At 60.8% G+C, this 17,499-nt stretch carries 13 protein-coding genes and 2 tRNA genes; 8 read left to right on the forward strand and 7 right to left on the reverse strand.

What is annotated here, in order from left to right; genetic code table 11:
* Window positions 1-33: 33 nt before the first annotated feature.
* From groL to BLR69_RS15595, 5 genes are all read right to left on the reverse strand, one after another.
* Complete coding sequence (groL, locus tag BLR69_RS15575) at window positions 34-1,680, reverse strand: chaperonin GroEL (protein ID WP_071496484.1); 1,647 nt, start codon at window positions 1,678-1,680, stop codon at window positions 34-36.
* 50 nt (window positions 1,681-1,730) lie between these two features.
* On the reverse strand, window positions 1,731-2,027 hold the full coding sequence (locus tag BLR69_RS15580) for a co-chaperone GroES (RefSeq protein WP_071496483.1): 297 nt from the start codon (window positions 2,025-2,027) through the stop codon (window positions 1,731-1,733).
* Between the two features lie 247 nt (window positions 2,028-2,274).
* Window positions 2,275-2,751 (reverse strand): FxsA family protein, encoded by a 477-nt coding sequence (locus BLR69_RS15585; RefSeq protein ID WP_016975517.1) that lies wholly within the window; start codon window positions 2,749-2,751, stop codon window positions 2,275-2,277.
* Between the two features lie 66 nt (window positions 2,752-2,817).
* The gene (locus BLR69_RS15590; protein ID WP_071496482.1) at window positions 2,818-3,549 is read right to left on the reverse strand and encodes a HugZ family pyridoxamine 5'-phosphate oxidase; all 732 of its coding nucleotides are present in this window, start codon (window positions 3,547-3,549) and stop codon (window positions 2,818-2,820) included.
* Window positions 3,550-3,654: 105 nt separating this feature from the next.
* On the reverse strand, window positions 3,655-4,662 hold the full coding sequence (locus BLR69_RS15595) for a DUF481 domain-containing protein (RefSeq protein WP_071496481.1): 1,008 nt from the start codon (window positions 4,660-4,662) through the stop codon (window positions 3,655-3,657).
* A 154-nt stretch (window positions 4,663-4,816) separates the two neighbouring features.
* Between BLR69_RS15595 and BLR69_RS15600 the strand changes: the two genes are divergently transcribed.
* From BLR69_RS15600 to BLR69_RS15615, 4 genes are all read left to right on the forward strand, one after another.
* Window positions 4,817-5,170 (forward strand): MGMT family protein, encoded by a 354-nt coding sequence (locus BLR69_RS15600; RefSeq protein ID WP_058423311.1) that lies wholly within the window; start codon window positions 4,817-4,819, stop codon window positions 5,168-5,170.
* A 43-nt stretch (window positions 5,171-5,213) separates the two neighbouring features.
* Complete coding sequence (locus BLR69_RS15605; RefSeq protein ID WP_071496480.1) at window positions 5,214-6,746, forward strand: AmpG family muropeptide MFS transporter; 1,533 nt, start codon at window positions 5,214-5,216, stop codon at window positions 6,744-6,746.
* Window positions 6,747-6,929: 183 nt separating this feature from the next.
* Entirely contained in the window at window positions 6,930-8,645 is a 1,716-nt protein-coding gene (locus BLR69_RS15610) for a proline--tRNA ligase (RefSeq protein WP_071496479.1), read from the forward strand.
* Window positions 8,646-8,665: 20 nt separating this feature from the next.
* Window positions 8,666-9,619, forward strand: a complete 954-nt coding sequence (locus BLR69_RS15615) for a hypothetical protein (RefSeq protein ID WP_071496478.1) — start codon at window positions 8,666-8,668, stop codon at window positions 9,617-9,619.
* A gap of 130 nt (window positions 9,620-9,749) precedes the next feature.
* On the opposite strand, the gene dinB is transcribed toward BLR69_RS15615, so the two are convergent.
* Window positions 9,750-10,808, reverse strand: coding sequence for a DNA polymerase IV (gene dinB, locus BLR69_RS15620; protein ID WP_071496477.1), 1,059 nt, complete (start codon window positions 10,806-10,808; stop codon window positions 9,750-9,752).
* A 279-nt stretch (window positions 10,809-11,087) separates the two neighbouring features.
* On the opposite strand from dinB, the gene BLR69_RS15625 reads away from it, so the two are divergent.
* The 4 genes from BLR69_RS15625 (at window position 11,088) to BLR69_RS15640 (ending at window position 15,648) form a co-directional block, all read left to right on the forward strand.
* Window positions 11,088-11,164 (forward strand) — tRNA-Met (locus tag BLR69_RS15625).
* A gap of 205 nt (window positions 11,165-11,369) precedes the next feature.
* Window positions 11,370-11,446, forward strand: a tRNA-Met gene (locus BLR69_RS15630).
* A 279-nt stretch (window positions 11,447-11,725) separates the two neighbouring features.
* Window positions 11,726-14,368 (forward strand): bifunctional lysylphosphatidylglycerol flippase/synthetase MprF, encoded by a 2,643-nt coding sequence (gene mprF / locus BLR69_RS15635; RefSeq protein ID WP_058423316.1) that lies wholly within the window; start codon window positions 11,726-11,728, stop codon window positions 14,366-14,368.
* Entirely contained in the window at window positions 14,368-15,648 is a 1,281-nt protein-coding gene (locus BLR69_RS15640) for a virulence factor family protein (RefSeq protein ID WP_071496476.1), read from the forward strand. The genes mprF and BLR69_RS15640 overlap by 1 nt, the downstream gene beginning before the upstream one ends.
* A gap of 136 nt (window positions 15,649-15,784) precedes the next feature.
* Here the strand turns inward: BLR69_RS15640 and recJ are convergent, their stop codons facing one another.
* A complete protein-coding gene (gene recJ, locus BLR69_RS15645; RefSeq protein WP_071496475.1) occupies window positions 15,785-17,494 on the reverse strand; it encodes a single-stranded-DNA-specific exonuclease RecJ in 1,710 nt (569 codons plus the stop codon).
* Window positions 17,495-17,499: the final 5 nt, after the last annotated feature.

Below are 17,499 nucleotides of genomic sequence, written 5' to 3' on the forward strand. Positions count from 1 at the left end.
GGCGGGGTTTTTTATGAGCCGGGTAAGGCTGGCTTACATCATGCCGCCCATGCCACCCATGCCGCCCATGTCTGGCATACCGCCGCCAGCTGCGCCTTCAGCCTTAGGCTTGTCGGCAATCGCAGCTTCGGTGGTCAGGATAAGACCGCCGATGGAAGCTGCAGCTTGCAGCGCGGAACGAGTCACCTTGGTAGGGTCCAGGATGCCCATTTCAATCATGTCGCCGTAGACGCCAGTCGCAGCGTTGTAACCGTAGTTACCTTTGCCGTTCTTGACTTCATTGACCACAACGCTTGGCTCGTCGCCGGAGTTGGCAGCGATCTGGCGCAGTGGCGCTTCAACAGCGCGACGCAGCACAGCGATACCGACGTTCTGGTCAGCGTTGTCGCCGGTCAGGTTGGTCAGGGCTTCCAGAGCACGGATCAGCGCAACGCCACCGCCAGGTACCACGCCTTCTTCAACGGCTGCACGGGTTGCGTGCAGGGCATCTTCAACGCGGGCCTTCTTCTCTTTCATTTCAACTTCGGAACCGGCGCCAACCTTGATCACTGCAACGCCGCCAGACAGCTTGGCCAGACGCTCTTGCAGTTTTTCACGGTCGTAGTCGGACGAAGTTTCGGCAACCTGGGCACGGATCTGGGTGATACGAGCCTGGATGTCCTGCTCTACGCCAGCACCGTCAACGATGATGGTGTTTTCCTTGGAGATGGTCACGCGCTTGGCACTGCCCAGGTTTTCCAGGGTAGCGCTTTCCAGGCTCAGGCCGATCTCTTCGGAGATAACGGTACCGCCGGTCAGAACGGCGATGTCCTGCAGCATGGCCTTGCGACGGTCGCCGAAGCCTGGCGCCTTGACGGCTGCGACTTTGACGATGCCACGCATGTTGTTCACAACCAGAGTCGCCAGGGCTTCGCCTTCAACGTCTTCGGAAACGATCAGCAGTGGGCGGCCGGCTTTGGCAACGGCTTCCAGCACTGGCAGCATTTCGCGGATGTTGGAGATCTTTTTGTCGACCAGCAGGATCAGCGGGCTGTCCAGCTCGGCAACCATGGTTTCCGGCTTGTTGACGAAGTACGGGGACAGGTAGCCACGGTCGAACTGCATGCCTTCTACAACCGACAGCTCGTTTTCCAGGCCAGTGCCTTCTTCAACGGTGATCACGCCTTCTTTACCGACTTTTTCCATGGCTTCGGCAATGATGTCGCCGATGGAGCTGTCGGAGTTGGCAGAGATGGTACCTACCTGGGCGATAGCCTTGGTGTCAGCGCATGGCTTGGACAGGTTTTTCAGCTCGGCAACGATGGCGATGGTCGCCTTGTCGATACCGCGCTTGAGGTCCATCGGGTTCATGCCGGCAGCAACGGCCTTGTAGCCTTCGTTGACGATCGCCTGGGCCAGGACGGTAGCGGTGGTGGTGCCGTCGCCTGCGTCATCGTTGGCACGGGAGGCAACGTCTTTAACCAGCTGCGCGCCCATGTTTTCGAAACGGTCTTCCAGTTCGATTTCTTTGGCGACGGAAACGCCGTCCTTGGTGATGGTCGGAGCGCCGAAGCTCTTCTCGATGATCACGTTACGGCCTTTCGGGCCCAGGGTCGCTTTTACTGCGTCAGCCAGGATGTTGACACCGGTGAGCATTTTCTTGCGGGCGGAATCGCCGAATTTAACTTCTTTAGCAGCCATGATCGATAATCCTTAAATACTTTGGAGTAACGGGAAAATGAGCGGGAAAATTAAGCTTCCAGTACGGCGAGAATCTCGTTCTCAGCCATGACCAGCAGGTCTTCGCCGTCGATTTTCACAGTGTTGCTGCCGGAGTAAGGGCCGAATACAACCTTGTCACCGACTTTAACGGCCAGAGCACGCACTTCACCGTTTTCCAGGGTCTTGCCTGGGCCAGCAGCGACGATCACACCGTGGTTGGCTTTTTCAGCAGCCGAACCTGGCAGAACGATCCCGCCGGCGGTTTTCTTTTCTTCTTCGCTGCGACGGATTACGACGCGGTCGTGCAGAGGACGAAGCTTGCTCATTGTCGATCTCTCCTAATTGTGTTTTTCATCGGCCGGTGTCTGTACCGGCGGGTTGTATTCCGGCGGTGCCGGTCGCGCCTCGCCAAGCAAGACGCGGAAGTCTGTCTGGTGTCGCCACCAGAAACCTTGCGGTGACCGTTACATAAGGGCGCATTAGCTTATTACAAGGGGCCGCGGCGGAAATTTTTTGCAGGCGCCAACGGTTGAAAGCAACACGGCACCCGAAGGTGCCGTGCCAATGAAGCGGTTATTTACTGTCGCGGTGTTCGAACTCGCCTTCGATCACATCGCCTTCACGCCCCAGCGGTTGGCGCGGGGCCGGGCCGCCACGGGGTTGCAGGTCGTCGGCAAAGGCTCGCTGGCGAATCGCCGCCTCTTCGGCGCGCTGGCGCATCTTGCCGGCCAGCAGCTTGCGGGTGAACGGCAGCAACATCACCAGGCCCACCACATCGCTGATGAAGCCCGGCAGGATCAACAGGCCACCGGCCAGGGCCATCATCAGGCCTTCAAGCATGGTCTGTGCGGGCAGCTCGCCACGGTTCAGGCTTTCACGAGCACGTAGCGCCGTGGCCAGGCCGGCGACGCGCAGCACCAGAACGCCAAGCATCGAGCCGAGAATGATCAGCAACAGGGCAGGGAAAAACCCGATCGCGCTGCTGACTTGAACGAATACGAACAGCTCCAACACCGGAAACAGCAGAAAGAGCAATAAAAAAGGGCGCATCAAATGGTTCCTCAACGCAAGAATGCCTTGCCAGTCCACCTTAGATGACGTCGCCGTTTCGTGAATTCAAGCGTCAGCAGTGGCTTTTTTCGGCCAGGCCTCGGCATGGGCCAATGAAACCAGGGCTTCGCGTACTTGTGTCGGCGTGTTGCAAGGCTCCGCAAACGGCAACCAATATAAGGATTGGCCGATACGCAAGTGCATGCCTTCGCTGTCGATGCCGGCTAATTGAGCGGGCTCGGAGGTCGGCAAACCGCTGAGATCGACGTAATGGGCAATGGCCTTGGTGTGATCGCTGTTCATATGCTCGATCATGCTGCGCTCGGCCTTGCCGGCGAACGGATTGGCCAGGGTCAACTGGTCGACCCAGTGAATCGCGCCAAAACCGCCGATGTAGCGATGCCGTACGGGCTTGAGTACCCAGAAGTCGAAGTCGTGGGCCTTATGGTAGTTGGCGGAGTCCGGGAAGTAGCGGTAGTAACGCTCGGCCGCCGCCTCGATGGCGTCGACCTCTTCCAGTTTTTCCGCTTCGGCCAGGTAGGTCAGGCGCCCGACGGCCTGCACGTCATCGGCCTCACGCTCACCGACCAGCAACGAACACTTGGGGTCTTTCTGCAGGTTATGGGTGTGCTGTGCGATGCGGCTGATCAGGATCAACGGGCGGCCCTGTTCGTCGAGGCAGTAAGGCACAACCGAGCCGAACGGGAAGCCAGGCATGGCTTTGGACAAAGTGGAGAGAGCCCCACGGTATTCCTTGAGCAACAGCTCTCGGGCGTTCTTGGCAACCTGTGCGCTCAACGTATGACTCCTCGGGTATTCAGCCGCCCATGGCATATGGGAATGGATCTCAACGCAAGGTAATCATATCCGCAAAGGTTGCCAAGCAGGTTTTGTACGCCCGTGTTACCAGGCCACACCGAAACCAGCGGTGTAGCGGGTCTTGCTCAGGCTGCTCTCGGAGTCGCCGCTGATGATGTCGCGCTCGGCCTTGAGGTTGAGGGAGGCCCATTCGGTGACTTTGTAGCGCAGGCCCATTTCCGCATCCAGGGAGTAATCCACGGGCCCATCAATCGGCCGGCCCAGTTCACCATTGGTAAAGAACTCAACCGTCTTGCCCACCAAGTAGCGGTTGTAGTTCCACTTCATGGCCACCGAGTAGAAGTTGTCTTTGCCACCCTCGGCATATTCATAGTCAGTGCGGTTGACCAGCGAACCGAGGGAGAACGCGCCCAGTTCATCATCCCAGAACTGGTAGCCGGGGCCAGTGCCGACGGTGCGTTGGCGGGACAGGTCTTCGACCTTGTCGCGCTTGTAGGTCAAGCGTCCCTGCCAGAACCAATGCTCGGTGAGGAAACGGTCCAGGTCGTATTCCAGGGCCCAGTTGTCGGTGGTGGTGACATCGTCCTGGAACTCACGGTTGTATTCGCCCTGGCCGGTATGGCGCCACTGGCCATGCCGCGCCGTGGTCTTGAAGTCGATGTCGTAGTCGTTGGTGTCTTTGTCGGCGCGCTTGTAGTCCAGCGCCATGTCCACGTTGCCCTTCCACACCAGGTCTTCGATCACGGGCTTGGGCTTGATGATCTGCTGAATGCTTGCCAACTCCACCGTCTTGGGCGCTTCACCATTGGCCAACACCACCTTGCCGTCATCCGCCGCTTTCAGGGATTTGGCCTTCTCGCCAGTGTAGGCGTCCTGCTTGACCAGCAGTTCCTGGTCGCTTTCCAGGGTTTTCACCTGTTTCCAGTCCACGGGGATGGCACCGGCGTAATCGGTCTGGATCAACAGTTTGCCGCCGTCGAAGACCTTGATCTTGCCGGTCAGGCGGTCACCGTTCTTCAACCAGACGGTATCGGCCAACAAGGGTGTGGAGGCGCTGAAAACAGCAAGGCACAACAGGGTTCTGGACAACATAAGCGGGTATGGGGCTCAAGGTTGGCGAAAAGGAGGCATTATCGTGTTAGATAGCTAGGACTGACTCAAGTATCGGGGTCGAGTTCAATGCTCGTCGCCATGTTTACAGACGTTTCTTACAACTATGCCGACGATTTCAACGGATAGCCGCTCAATGAACCAACCTGCCGAGTCCCCGCAAAGCCCCGCCGAGATGCGCCGTACTGCGCTGTACCTGACCCTGGCGCAAGTGCCCGAAGGCTGCGTCGTGAGTTATGGCGAGCTGGCTCACCTGGCTGGCCTTGGCCGCGCGGCACGCTGGGTGGGCCGTACGTTGAGCCAACTGCCCGAGGACACCCGGTTGCCCTGGCACCGTGTGCTGGGTGCCGGTGGTCGGATAAGTCTGCCGGTGGGCAGTGCCTCGGGCGACGAACAACGGGCGCGTTTGCGCGACGAAGGCGTCACGGTCCGCAACAATCGCGTGGATATTCAGCGCCATGGCTGGCGCCCGGTAGAGCACAGCGGTTAGAGTGCGCGCTTTGTTTCCGCAAATCTGAGGCAGACTCCAGCCCATGCCCCGTAAAACCTGGCGCGCCGCGCTCGCTGCCTATGCCAGCCCTTCGACGTTAGTCCTGTTGTTGCTCGGCTTTGCCGCCGGCCTGCCTTACATGTTGGTGTTCTCGACGCTGTCAGTGTGGTTGCGTGAGGCCGGTGTGGCGCGCGAGACCATCGGCTATGCGAGCCTGATCGGTTTGGCGTACGCCTTCAAATGGGTCTGGTCGCCACTGCTCGACCAATGGCGCCTGCCGCTGCTCGGTAAACTCGGCCGCCGCCGTTCCTGGCTGGTGCTGGCCCAGTCGCTGGTGATCCTCGGATTGATCGGCATGGGCTTCTGCGACCCGCAGAAACACTTGTCCTGGCTGATCGCTATCGCCGTTATCGTCGCCTTCGCCTCCGCCACCCAGGACATCGCGGTGGACGCCTACCGCCTGGAAATCGCCGACGACAGTCGCCAGGCCGCGCTGGCCGCCAGCTACATGTCCGGTTATCGCATCGCCGCCCTGTTGGCCACGGCAGGCGCACTGTTTTTTGCCGAAGGGTTCGGCTCTACCGGCTTCAACTACAAGCACTCGGCCTGGACCGGCACCTACGTGCTGTTCGGCGTGCTGATGATCCCGGCGCTGCTGACCACGCTGTTCATGCGCGAACCTGATGTGCCACTGCGCACCCAGTTGCAGGCCGGGCGCTACAGCTTCGTGCACCAACTGGCCTCGGTGTTTGTGCTGATCGTGCTGCTGGTATCGGTGCCGGCGATGTTTACCCAGCTGTTCAACACTGATTTCGGCAGCGTGATATTCCACGGCGTCAGCCTGTGGGAGCTGCTGATGGAAGACCGCGCCTTCCTGCGCGCCATCCTCTATATCACCCTCACGTCGCTGTGCCTGTCGGCCATGGGGCGCCGGGGTCTCGCGCCGGTGCTGACACCGGTCAACGACTTCATCCTGCGCTACCGCTGGCAGGCACTATTGTTGTTGGGGCTGATCGCCACCTACCGCATGTCCGACACCGTGATGGGCGTGATGGCCAACGTGTTCTACATCGACCAGGGCTTCACCAAGGACCAGATCGCCGGGGTCAGCAAGATCTTCGGCCTGATCATGACCTTGCTCGGCGCGGGCATGGGCGGCCTGCTGATCGTGCGCTTCGGCATCCTGCCGATCCTGTTCATCGGCGGTGTGGCGTCGGCTGGCACCAACCTGCTGTTCGTGATGCTGGCCGACATGGGTCCCGACCTGCAGATGCTGATCTTCACCATTTCCCTGGATAACTTCAGCTCAGGGCTGGCGACCTCGGCCTTTGTGGCCTACCTGTCGAGCCTGACCAACCTCAAGTTCTCCGCCACCCAATATGCCCTGCTCAGCTCGATCATGCTGTTGCTGCCGCGCCTGATCGGCGGGTATTCGGGGGTGATGGTGGAGAAATTCGGGTATCACAATTTCTTCCTGATCACCTGCCTGCTGGGCGTGCCGACGCTGTTCCTGATCGCGTTGCACTGGTTCCAGGAGAATCGGCGGGCGCGGTTGAGTCCCCCGGCCGAAGACTGACAATGTGGGAGGGGGCTTGCCCCCGATAGCAGGTTGTCAGGCGCTTATGTGTTACTGATCCACCGCTATCGGGGGCAAGCCCCCTCCCACATACCCCTCTGCATTCTGATGCCTGTACTCCAGCAGCCGGCGCCCGTACAATCCCAAGTCATTTCAAGTCCAAGCAACCGACAACGGCCTACCATGCGTACCAGTCAATATTTGCTCGCCACACAGAAAGAAACGCCTTCCGACGCGGTCGTGATCAGCCATCAGCTGATGCTGCGCGCCGGCATGATCCGCAAACTGGCCTCCGGCCTGTACACCTGGCTGCCCATGGGCTTGAAGGTGATGCGCAAGGTCGAAGCCATCGTTCGTGAAGAAATGAACGCCGCCGGCTCTCTGGAAGTGTTGATGCCGAGCACCCAACCGGCTGAACTGTGGCAGGAATCCGGGCGTTGGGAAGAGTACGGCCCTGAGTTGCTGCGCTTCAAGGATCGCCATGGCCGCGATTTCTGCGCCGGCCCGACCCACGAAGAAGTGATCACCGACCTGATGCGCAACGAGCTGAGCAGCTACAAGCAGCTGCCGCTGAACCTGTATCAGATCCAGACCAAGTTCCGTGACGAAATCCGCCCTCGCTTCGGTTTGATGCGCGGCCGCGAATTCATCATGAAGGACGCCTATTCGTTCCACGCTGACCAGGCGTCCTTGCAGGTCACCTACGACCGCATGCACCAGGCCTACTGCAACGTGTTCACGCGCCTGGGCCTGAAGTTCCGCCCGGTTGAGGCGGACAACGGCTCCATTGGCGGCGCCGGCTCCCACGAATTCCACGTGCTGGCCGAGTCCGGCGAAGACGACATCGTGTTCAGCAACGGTTCCGACTATGCGGCGAACATCGAGAAAGCCGAAGCCGTGCCACGGGAAACTTCCCGTCCAGCCCCGGCCGAAGAGCTGCGCCTGGTGGACACGCCGGATACCAAGACCATCGCGGCCCTGGTGGAAAAATTCAATCTACCGATTGAAAAGACCATCAAGACCCTGATCGTGCGCGCCGAGGAAGAAGGCAAGCTGATCGCCCTGGTGATCCGTGGCGACCACGAGCTCAACGAAATCAAGGCGGCCCAGCAACCTGGCGTGGCCAGCCCGCTGGTCATGGCCACCGACGCCGAACTGCGCGACGCCATTGGCGCCGGTGCCGGTTCGCTCGGCCCGCTGAACCTGCCGCTGCCGATCATCATCGACCGTTCGGTGGAGCTGATGAGCGACTTCGGTATCGGCGCGAACATCGACGACAAGCACTACTTCGGCGTGAACTGGGAACGTGACCTGCCGGTGCCGACCGTGGCCGACCTGCGTAACGTGGTAGCTGGCGACCCAAGCCCGGACGGCAAGGGCACCCTGGAAATCAAGCGCGGGATCGAAGTCGGGCACATCTTCCAGCTGGGCAACAAGTACAGCAAGGCGATGAAGTGCGAAGTGCTGGGCGAGAACGGCAAGCCGATCACCCTGGACATGGGCTGCTACGGCATTGGCGTATCCCGCGTGGTTGCGGCGGCCATCGAGCAGAACAACGATGAGAAAGGCATCATCTGGAGTGACGCCCTGGCGCCGTTCCAGATCGCGCTGGTGCCGCTGCGTTATGAAACCGAGCAAGTACGCGAAGCCACCGACAAGCTGTATGCCGAATTGACGGCTGCTGGTTTTGAAGTGCTGCTGGATGACCGGGACAAGAAAACCAGCCCGGGCATCAAGTTCGCCGACATGGAACTGATTGGCATCCCGCACCGGATCGTGGTCAGTGACCGCGGCCTGGCGGATGGCAATCTGGAATACAAGAGCCGGACCGAAGCCGAAGCCCAACCGTTACCGGTGGCTGACGTGCTGTCTTTCCTTCAGGCGCGTATTCGTCGCTGAAAACCAGATCAAGAGAAGTCATGTTCAAGCGAAACACCAGAGCCCTGGGGGGCGCCGCCTTGTGCGGCGCCCTGCTGGTCAGCGGCTGCGCCAACCAGATGTCGCAACGCAGTGAGCACGAAGAGCGGGTCGAGCGTAAGTTGCTAGACCACAGCCTGCAGATCGATGTAGGCGAGCCCAAAGTGCTGGAGCTGCCGCAACGTCGGGTTCGTATTCACGAGCAGAAGACCTTCGAGGTCACCGAGTTCGAAGTCACCCGCCGTTACGACCGCTATACCCCCTACCAGCCCTGGCGCAAGCTCTACGAGATGCCATTGGGTGCGGTTGCCCTGGTGGCGGGCGCGGGTGCCAATGTGGCGAATATCTTCGCCCTCGGCCACCTGCCGACCAGCATGACCCATGACTGGCTGACCTATGGCGTGGACGGCCTCAACCCGTTCATGAACGTGCAATCCCACGGTCGCGCGCAACAGAACCTGGCGGGTATCGATGAAGTCCAGCGCGACAAGCGCGTGGAGTATTCGAGCCTGCCCTGGAGCGAACGCCCGGTGCAGGTCACCGCCGGCAAGCAGACCCATGAGCTGACCACCGACCGCAACGGCGTCCTGCGCCTGAACCTGTTGGACAGCCCATTTGCCGAGCAGGACCTGAACCGCGTCACCACCTTGAAGATCAGCGTGGAAGATGGCCAGGACGACGTGCATTCGGACTCGACCCTGGCGATCAGCAGCACCCTGCGCGGCAAGTTGCTGGAAGCCCACGGCCTGATCTACGACGATCTGGAAGACGACGAAGTCAGCCAGTGGGTGCATCGGGTCAAGCGCTTGTCGGAGCTGGGCCTGGAAGAAGAAGCCAGTGAACTGGAACAAAGCCTGATCGAACTGACGCGCAATGATCCCGAGTTGCAGCAGGAATTCCTGCAAGCGCTGACCAAGGATGCGGGGCGGTTGGTGGCGGATCCTGGCGCGCGCTAAGACTTCAAAAATGTTGTAGATCTAATGTGGGAGCGGGCTTGCTCGCGAATGCGGTAGATCAGTCAATGCATCTGGTGACTGACACTCCGTATTCGCGAGCAAGCCCGCTCCCACATGTGGTTCTCGGTCTCTACCAGGAGAACTCGAGCTGTTCGTTGCCATTGCTTAAATCCAGCAACCGCACCCCAATCCCCAACAACCGCACCGGTTTCCCTCCCCGGTTGAACGCCTGCGTCAGCAGCTGTTGATAACTCTCCAGGTCCCGCCCTGCCCCGGACTGCTCCAATGTGGTCTGGGTAAAGTCATGAAACTTCACCTTCACGAACGGCTTGCCCGCCCTGTAACTACTATCGATGCGCGCCATGCGCCCGGCCAGGGTCTCCATCAGTTCGGGAAGTTTGGCCAGGCAGCTTGAGAGGTCCGGCAGGTCCACGTCATAGGTATTTTCCACACTGATCGATTGCCGACGACTGTCGTTCTGCACCACACGGTCATCGATCCCACGCGCCAGGCTCCACAACCGCTCGCCAAAACTGCCGAATTCGCGCACCAGCGCCAGCTTGTTCCACTCGCGCAGTTGCAAGCAGTCTTCGATGCCCAGGCGCGCCAGTTTATCGGCCGTAACCTTGCCCACACCGTGCAACTTGCTGACCCGCAACTGTGAGACAAAGTCTTCGACCTGGTCCGGGGTAATCACAAACAGGCCGTTGGGTTTCTTCCAGTCGCTGGCGATCTTGGCCAGGAACTTGTTCGGCGCCACGCCTGCGGATACGGTGATGTGCAGTTGGTTGGAGACACGGCGACGAATGTCCTGGGCGATGCGCGTGGCGCTGCCGCCAAAGTGCGGGGTGTCGGACACATCCAGGTAAGCCTCATCCAGCGACAGCGGCTCGATCAGGTCGGTGTAGTCGCGAAAGATCGTCTGGATTTCCTTGGAGGCTTCCTTATAAGCGTCCATGCGTGGCTTGACGATGGTCAGGTCCGGGCACAGCTTCAAGGCATGCCGCGACGACATGGCCGAGCGCACGCCATAGGCGCGCGCCTCGTAGTTGCAGGTGGCAATCACGCCGCGCCGGTCCGCCGAGCCGCCCACTGCCAGCGGTTTTTGCGCCAGGCTCGGGTCATCGCGCATCTCGATGGCGGCGTAGAAGCAATCACAGTCGACGTGGATGATTTTGCGCTGCGTCATATAAACGGGGTATGTACCTACGGGTGGCCAGTATCGCATTCACACCTGTATATAGCACCAGTAGTTTGAATCTTCCGCTTAAGCGGTAGGAAAATTCGAGGATGAATTTATTTTCTCAATCGGATTCGGCCTTCCGATAGAGCTGAAAGCCTCGGCCAGACTGGGCCCGCGGGGTATCAAGGGGTCTTTATGGAGAGCTAAGCGATTGAACCACAAGCGCTTTTCTTTAATTCACAGGTTGACACACCGGCGTTCCTCTGTAGAATGCCGACACACAGACGCGGGATGGAGCAGTCTGGTAGCTCGTCGGGCTCATAACCCGAAGGTCGTCGGTTCAAATCCGGCTCCCGCAACCAAACATCAAAAAAGGCTACTCGAAAGAGTGGCCTTTTTTGTGCGTGCCTGTTTTGTCCTGTACAAAAATTGTAAGACAAAAAATCTTTGCCCTTCGCGCACTTACGGTGCATGGCCGACATTCAACGGCTAATTCACACTTATTTGACCCATCGGCCCATTAACGGTTGACACCTCGCCGCTGGACTGTAGAATGCCGCCCACAGACGCGGGATGGAGCAGTCTGGTAGCTCGTCGGGCTCATAACCCGAAGGTCGTCGGTTCAAATCCGGCTCCCGCAACCAAACATCAAAAAAGGCTACTCGAAAGAGTGGCCTTTTTTGTATCCGGTGAAAAAGTTCTTCTGAAACAATGGCATGGCATCTTTCATGAAACCGTACACGGTTTGTAGAGTCCATCTCATTGCAAGCTATGCTCAATGCTCAAGCGCTGCCCTCTACGACCAATGGCCGCAGTCGCCGCCCCCGGCGATACGCGTTAATATTTGTAATTATTTTGTCCATAGGGATTGGTAACTTGGCTGGATACCTCCATCCTGTCGCGCACAATCCACGAGGTGATTGATGCGCGCCAACTCGTCTGAACCACAAGACACCGTCACAGCAGAACAACCGATCACACCCACTCGCTTGCGTTGGCTGGATCTGGTGAGCAAGTACCGGCAACCTATCGGGCTGGCCGTCACGTTATTGCTGTTTGCCATCGCCCTGATCGCCTGCCGCCACCTGCTGCTGGAGCTGGACCTCTACGCCCTCCACGACTCGATCCTGGAAGTGCCCAAGCCCGCGCTGCTGGGAGCGTTTGCCGCAGCCGTTGCCGGTTTTGTCATTCTATTGGGCTATGAATTCTCCGGCGCCCGCTATGCTGGCGTAAACCTGCCCGCCAAGACCCTGGCCCTCGGCGGCTTTACCGCGTTCGCCATCGGCAATGCCATTGGCCTGTCGATGCTTTCCGGCGGATCGGTACGCTACCGCTTATATGCACGCCATGGCATCGGTGCATCCGAAGTCGCCCATATGACCGTGTTCGCCAGCCTGGCGCTGGGCACTGCCCTGCCGCCACTGGCTGCATTGGCAACACTGAGCAACCTGCCCGCCGCATCGACCTACCTGCATTTGCCGCAAGCGGTGCTGGGCGGTATTGCCGGCGCGGTGCTGCTGTTGTCGGCGGTGTTGTGCATCGGCATTTATCGCCGTCGCCTGCCGGAGCAACCCTACCCGGACAACCTGTTGGTCAAAGCCGGCCGCCGCACCTTGCGCCTGCCGGGCCGTCGCCTGACCTTCCTGCAACTGATCATTACCGCACTGGACGTTGCCGCCGCCGCTACCGTCCTTTATATGCTGCTGCCCGAGGCGCCGCCCTTCGGCCCCTTCCTGCTCGTGTACCTGCTGGCGCTGGCCGCCGGTGTACTCAGCCATGTACCGGGCGGTGTGGGTGTATTCGAAGCGATCCTGCTGGCGGCCTTCGCTGACAAACTGGGCGCCGCGCCACTGGCCGCCGCCCTGCTGCTGTACCGCATGATCTACGTGGTGCTGCCCCTGCTGATCGCCTGCGTGTTCCTGCTGGTCAACGAAGCGCAGCGCCTGTTCCAGACCCAGCAAAGCCTGCGGGTCGCCTCGGGGCTGGCGGCGCCAGTACTGGCCGTCCTGGTTTTTCTGTCCGGCGTGGTCCTGCTGTTCTCTGGCGCCACGCCCGAAATCGACTCGCGCCTGGAAAACATCGGCTTCCTGATTCCCCACCGCCTGATTGACGCCTCGCACTTTGGCGCCAGCCTGATCGGCGTGTTGTGCCTGCTGTTGGCCCAAGGCCTGCGTCGACGCCTGTCGGCCGCCTGGATGCTGACTATGGTGCTCTTGCTGGCGGGCGCCCTGCTCTCGCTGCTCAAAGGCTTCGACTGGGAAGAAGCCAGCCTGATGACGATGACCGCGATCCTGCTGGCGATCTTCCGACGCTCGTTCTATCGTGCCAGCCGCCTCACCGAGCTGCCGTTCTCGCCGCTGTACCTGGTGGCCAGTGTCTGTGTGCTCGGAGCGTCGATCTGGCTGTTGCTGTTCGCCTATCAGGACGTACCGTACAGCCACCAGCTGTGGTGGCAGTTCACCCTGGACGCCAACGCCCCCCGTGGCCTGCGCTCGCTGCTCGGCGCCGCCGTGTTGCTGGTGATCGTGTCCCTGACCTGGCTGCTGCGTACCGCGCGCCCGGTGATCCATTTGCCGACACCCGATGAACTGGAGCGCGCCAGCAAGATCCTGATGGCCTCTTCCCAGCCTGATGGCGGCCTGGCGCTCACCGGTGACAAGGCGCTGCTGTTCCACCCCAACGACGAAGCGTTCCTGATGTACGCCCGTCGCGGTCGCAGCCTGGTGGCGTTGTACGACCCTATCGGCCCGACCCAACCCCGCGCCGAGATGATCTGGCAGTTCCGCGACCTGTGCGACATCCACCACGCCCGCCCGGTGTTCTACCAGGTGCGCGCGGAGAACCTGCCGTACTACATGGACATCGGCCTCACCGCGATCAAGCTGGGCGAAGAAGCCCGCGTCGACCTGAAACGCTTTGACCTGGAAGCCAAGGGCAAAGAGATGAAGGACCTGCGCTACACCTGGAACCGTGGCTCGCGGGACGGCTTGTCCCTGGAGATCTGCGAACCGGGCACGGCGCCGATGGACGAGCTCAAGGTGATCTCCGATGCCTGGCTGACCGGCAAGAACGTGCGGGAAAAGGGTTTTTCCCTGGGGCGCTTCAGCGACGACTACCTCAAACACTTTCGCATAGCGATCATTCGCTTCGAAGGGCGCCCGGTGGCCTTCGCCAACCTGCTCGAGACCTACAACCATGACCTGGCCAGTCTTGACCTGATGCGCGCCCACCCGGACGCGCCCAAGCTGACCATGGAATTCATGATGGTCGGCCTGATTCAACACTATAAGAGTCACGGCTACGCCCGCTTCAGCCTCGGCATGGTGCCGTTGTCGGGCCTGCAACCACGACGCGGCGCCCCGCTGACCCAACGCCTGGGCTCGATGGTGTTCCGCCGTGGCGAGCAACTGTATAACTTCCAAGGTTTGCGCCGCTTCAAAGACAAGTTCCAGCCTGACTGGGAACCCCGTTACATGGCCGTGCCCGCAGGACTTGATCCGCTGGTGGCACTGGCCGATACCGCCGCCCTGATCGCGGGCGGCTTGACTGGATTGGTGAAACGCTGATGATTCGACGCTCCTGGCGGTATGTATTGGCCTTTGTAGTGCTGCTCGCCCTGATCCTGGGTGGTGGCTATTGGTACTGGAACCGCCCTGCCCCACAACCGGTGCTGGAGCAACTGCCCCAGGCCGATGGTTCGGTCATGACCCGCGTGACCCCCAACGGCACGCCGAAAGCCCGCGTGGCCGTGGCCGTGATGGCCGATGAAACCCTGACCGACAGTCAACTGATTGCCTTGAGCCAAGGCGGCAAGGCGCAGATTGTCCAGGTGATCCTGCCCAAGGATGACTGCAAACTGCAGGAACAAGCGCTGCAAAGCGCCCTGGGCCAGCTCAAGGGCCCGGCGACGCTGGTTAGTGGCATCGGCCCCGGCGCAAGCCTGGCCTGGCGCTGGCTGGCGGCACAGACCGACGACAAGGCCAATGCCATCTCCGTCGGCTTCGCCATGACCCAGCCAGGCTGCACCGACCCGCTGCCGAAAACTTCCGCCCACGGCAACTGGCTGGTGGCCTGGAACGACAACCCTGAGGATGACGCCGCCAGTTTCGTCCGTGACACACCGCGTGCCACCACCAGCATCAGCGACTACGACATTCATTACCCGCAAGTGCTGAACAACGAGTTGCGCAAGCAACTGGTGGGCTCCGACAACGGTGGCCTGGCGATCCCGGTGGTTGAAGTACCGGCCGGCCAGGCCAAGGACACTGTCACCCTGTTCCTGTCCGGCGACGGCGGCTGGCGTGACCTCGACCGCGACGTGGCTGGCGAGATGGCCAAGATCGGCTACCCGGTGGTGGGTATCGACACCCTGCGCTACTACTGGCAGCACAAGACTCCCGAACAAAGCGCCAAGGATCTCACCGAGCTGATGCAGCACTACCGTCAGAAATGGGGCACCAAGCGCTTCGTACTGACCGGCTATTCGTTCGGTGCCGATGTATTGCCAGCCATCTACAATCGCCTGCCGGAGAACGAGCAGCAGCGTGTGGACGCAATCATCCTGCTGGCGTTTGCGCGCACAGGCAGCTTCGAGATTGAAGTGGAAGGTTGGCTGGGCAATGCCGGCAAAGAAGCCGCCACCGGCCCGGAAATGGCCAAGCTGCCGGCCGACAAAGTGGTGTGCATCTACGGCGCCGAAGAAGTCGACGAGAGTGGCTGCACGGACAAGACGGCCGTAGGTGAAGCCATCAAGCTGCCAGGTGGACATCACTTCGATGAGAACTACCCGGCGCTGGCCAAGCGGTTGGTGGATATCATCGTCAAACACCAAACCAAAACCGAATAAGCCCGAGCCTTACACCCATCAAAATGTGGGAGGGGGCTTGCCCCCGATAGCGGTGTTTCAGTCAGCTTATCTGTAGCTGACCCACCGGCATCGGGGGCAAGCCCCCTCCCACATTGGTTTGTGGTGTTGGTGAAATCTAACGTGGCTCGATGTGCGCAATCATCAACTGCACGGTCTCATTCCCGCGAAATTCGTTCACATCCAGCTTGTAGGCCAATTCCACCCAGCGCACGGTTGGGTTCGGCCAAATCTCCCGGTCCACCCCAAACGCAATGCCATCGAGCTTCACGGAGCCGCATTCGCTCTTGAGCACAACTTTCAAGTGCCGCTCGCCCACGACGCGCTGCTCCACCAACTGAAACACGCCATGAAACAACGGCTCGGGAAAGTGCTGCCCCCACGGCCCGGCATGCCGCAGCGCACGAGCCAGCTCCAAGTGAAACTCTTCCACCGCCAGCGTGCCATCTGACAGCAGACGACCGGTCAGGTCTTCTTCGCGCAGTTGCCGACGCACTTCGGCATCGAAGGCTTCGGCAAACAGCGGGAAGTTTTCCTCGGGCAATGTCAGCCCGGCCGCCATGGCGTGACCGCCGTATTTGCTGATCAGGTTCGGATGCTGGCTGGCGACCACCGCCAGGGCATCACGGATATGGAACCCCTGCACCGAGCGCCCCGAGCCCTTGAGCAAGCCATCGCCGGCGTCGGCGAAGGCGATGGTCGGGCGGAAGTAGCGCTCTTTCATGCGTGACGCCAGGATCCCGATCACACCTTGGTGCCATTCCGGGTCGAACAGGCACAAACCGTAGGGCATCGACTCCACCGGCAAGTCCTTGAGCTGGGCCAGAGCCTCGCGCTGCATGCCTTGCTCGATGGATTTGCGGTCCTGGTTCATGCCGTCCAGTTGCGCCGCCATTTCACGGGCGGCGGCAACGTCGGTGGTGAGCAGGCATTCGATGCCCAGGCTCATGTCATCCAGGCGCCCGGCGGCGTTCAGGCGCGGCCCGAGGATAAAGCCCAGATCGGTTGAGGTGATACGCGCGGCGTCGCGCTTGGCCACCTCGAGGATCGCCTTGATCCCCGGCCGTGCACGACCGGCGCGGATACGCTCCAGCCCCTGATGCACCAGGATGCGGTTGTTGGCGTCCAGGGGCACCACGTCAGCAACGCTGCCCAGGGCGACCAGGTCGAGCAACTCGCCGATGTTTGGCTGTGGCGTGTTCTCGTACCACCCCAAGCTGCGCAGGCGCGCGCGCAAGGCCATCAGCACGTAGAAGATCACGCCCACGCCGGCCAGCGCCTTGCTCGGGAATTCACAGCCGGGCTGGTTCGGGTTGACGATGGCATCTGCCGCCGGCAACTCGTCGCCGGGCAAGTGGTGGTCGGTCACCAGCACCTGCAACCCCGCAGCCTTCGCCGCTGCCACACCTTCGACGCTGGAGATGCCATTGTCCACGGTAATGAGCAACTGCGGCTCGCGCTGCAGGGCCACCGCGACGATTTCCGGGGTCAGGCCGTAGCCGTATTCGAAACGGTTGGGCACCAGGTAATCGACATGGGCCGCGCCGAGCAACCGGAGCCCCAAGGTGCCCACGGTGCTGGCGGTGGCGCCGTCGGCATCGAAGTCACCGACGATGAGGATGCGTTGGCGTTGCTCCAATGCTGTCACCAGCAGGTCGACCGCCGCGTCGATGCCCTTGAGCTGCTGGTAGGGAATCAACCGCGCCAGGCTTTTATCCAGTTCGGCCTCGGACTGTACCCCGCGCGCGGCGTAAAGACGGGTCAACAGCGGCGGCAATTCACCAAGAAACGGCAGGACGGCGGGCAACGGGCGGGGGTCGATACGCATGGGGC

Source organism: Pseudomonas azotoformans (assembly GCF_900103345.1).
GTDB lineage: Bacteria > Pseudomonadota > Gammaproteobacteria > Pseudomonadales > Pseudomonadaceae > Aquipseudomonas > Aquipseudomonas azotoformans.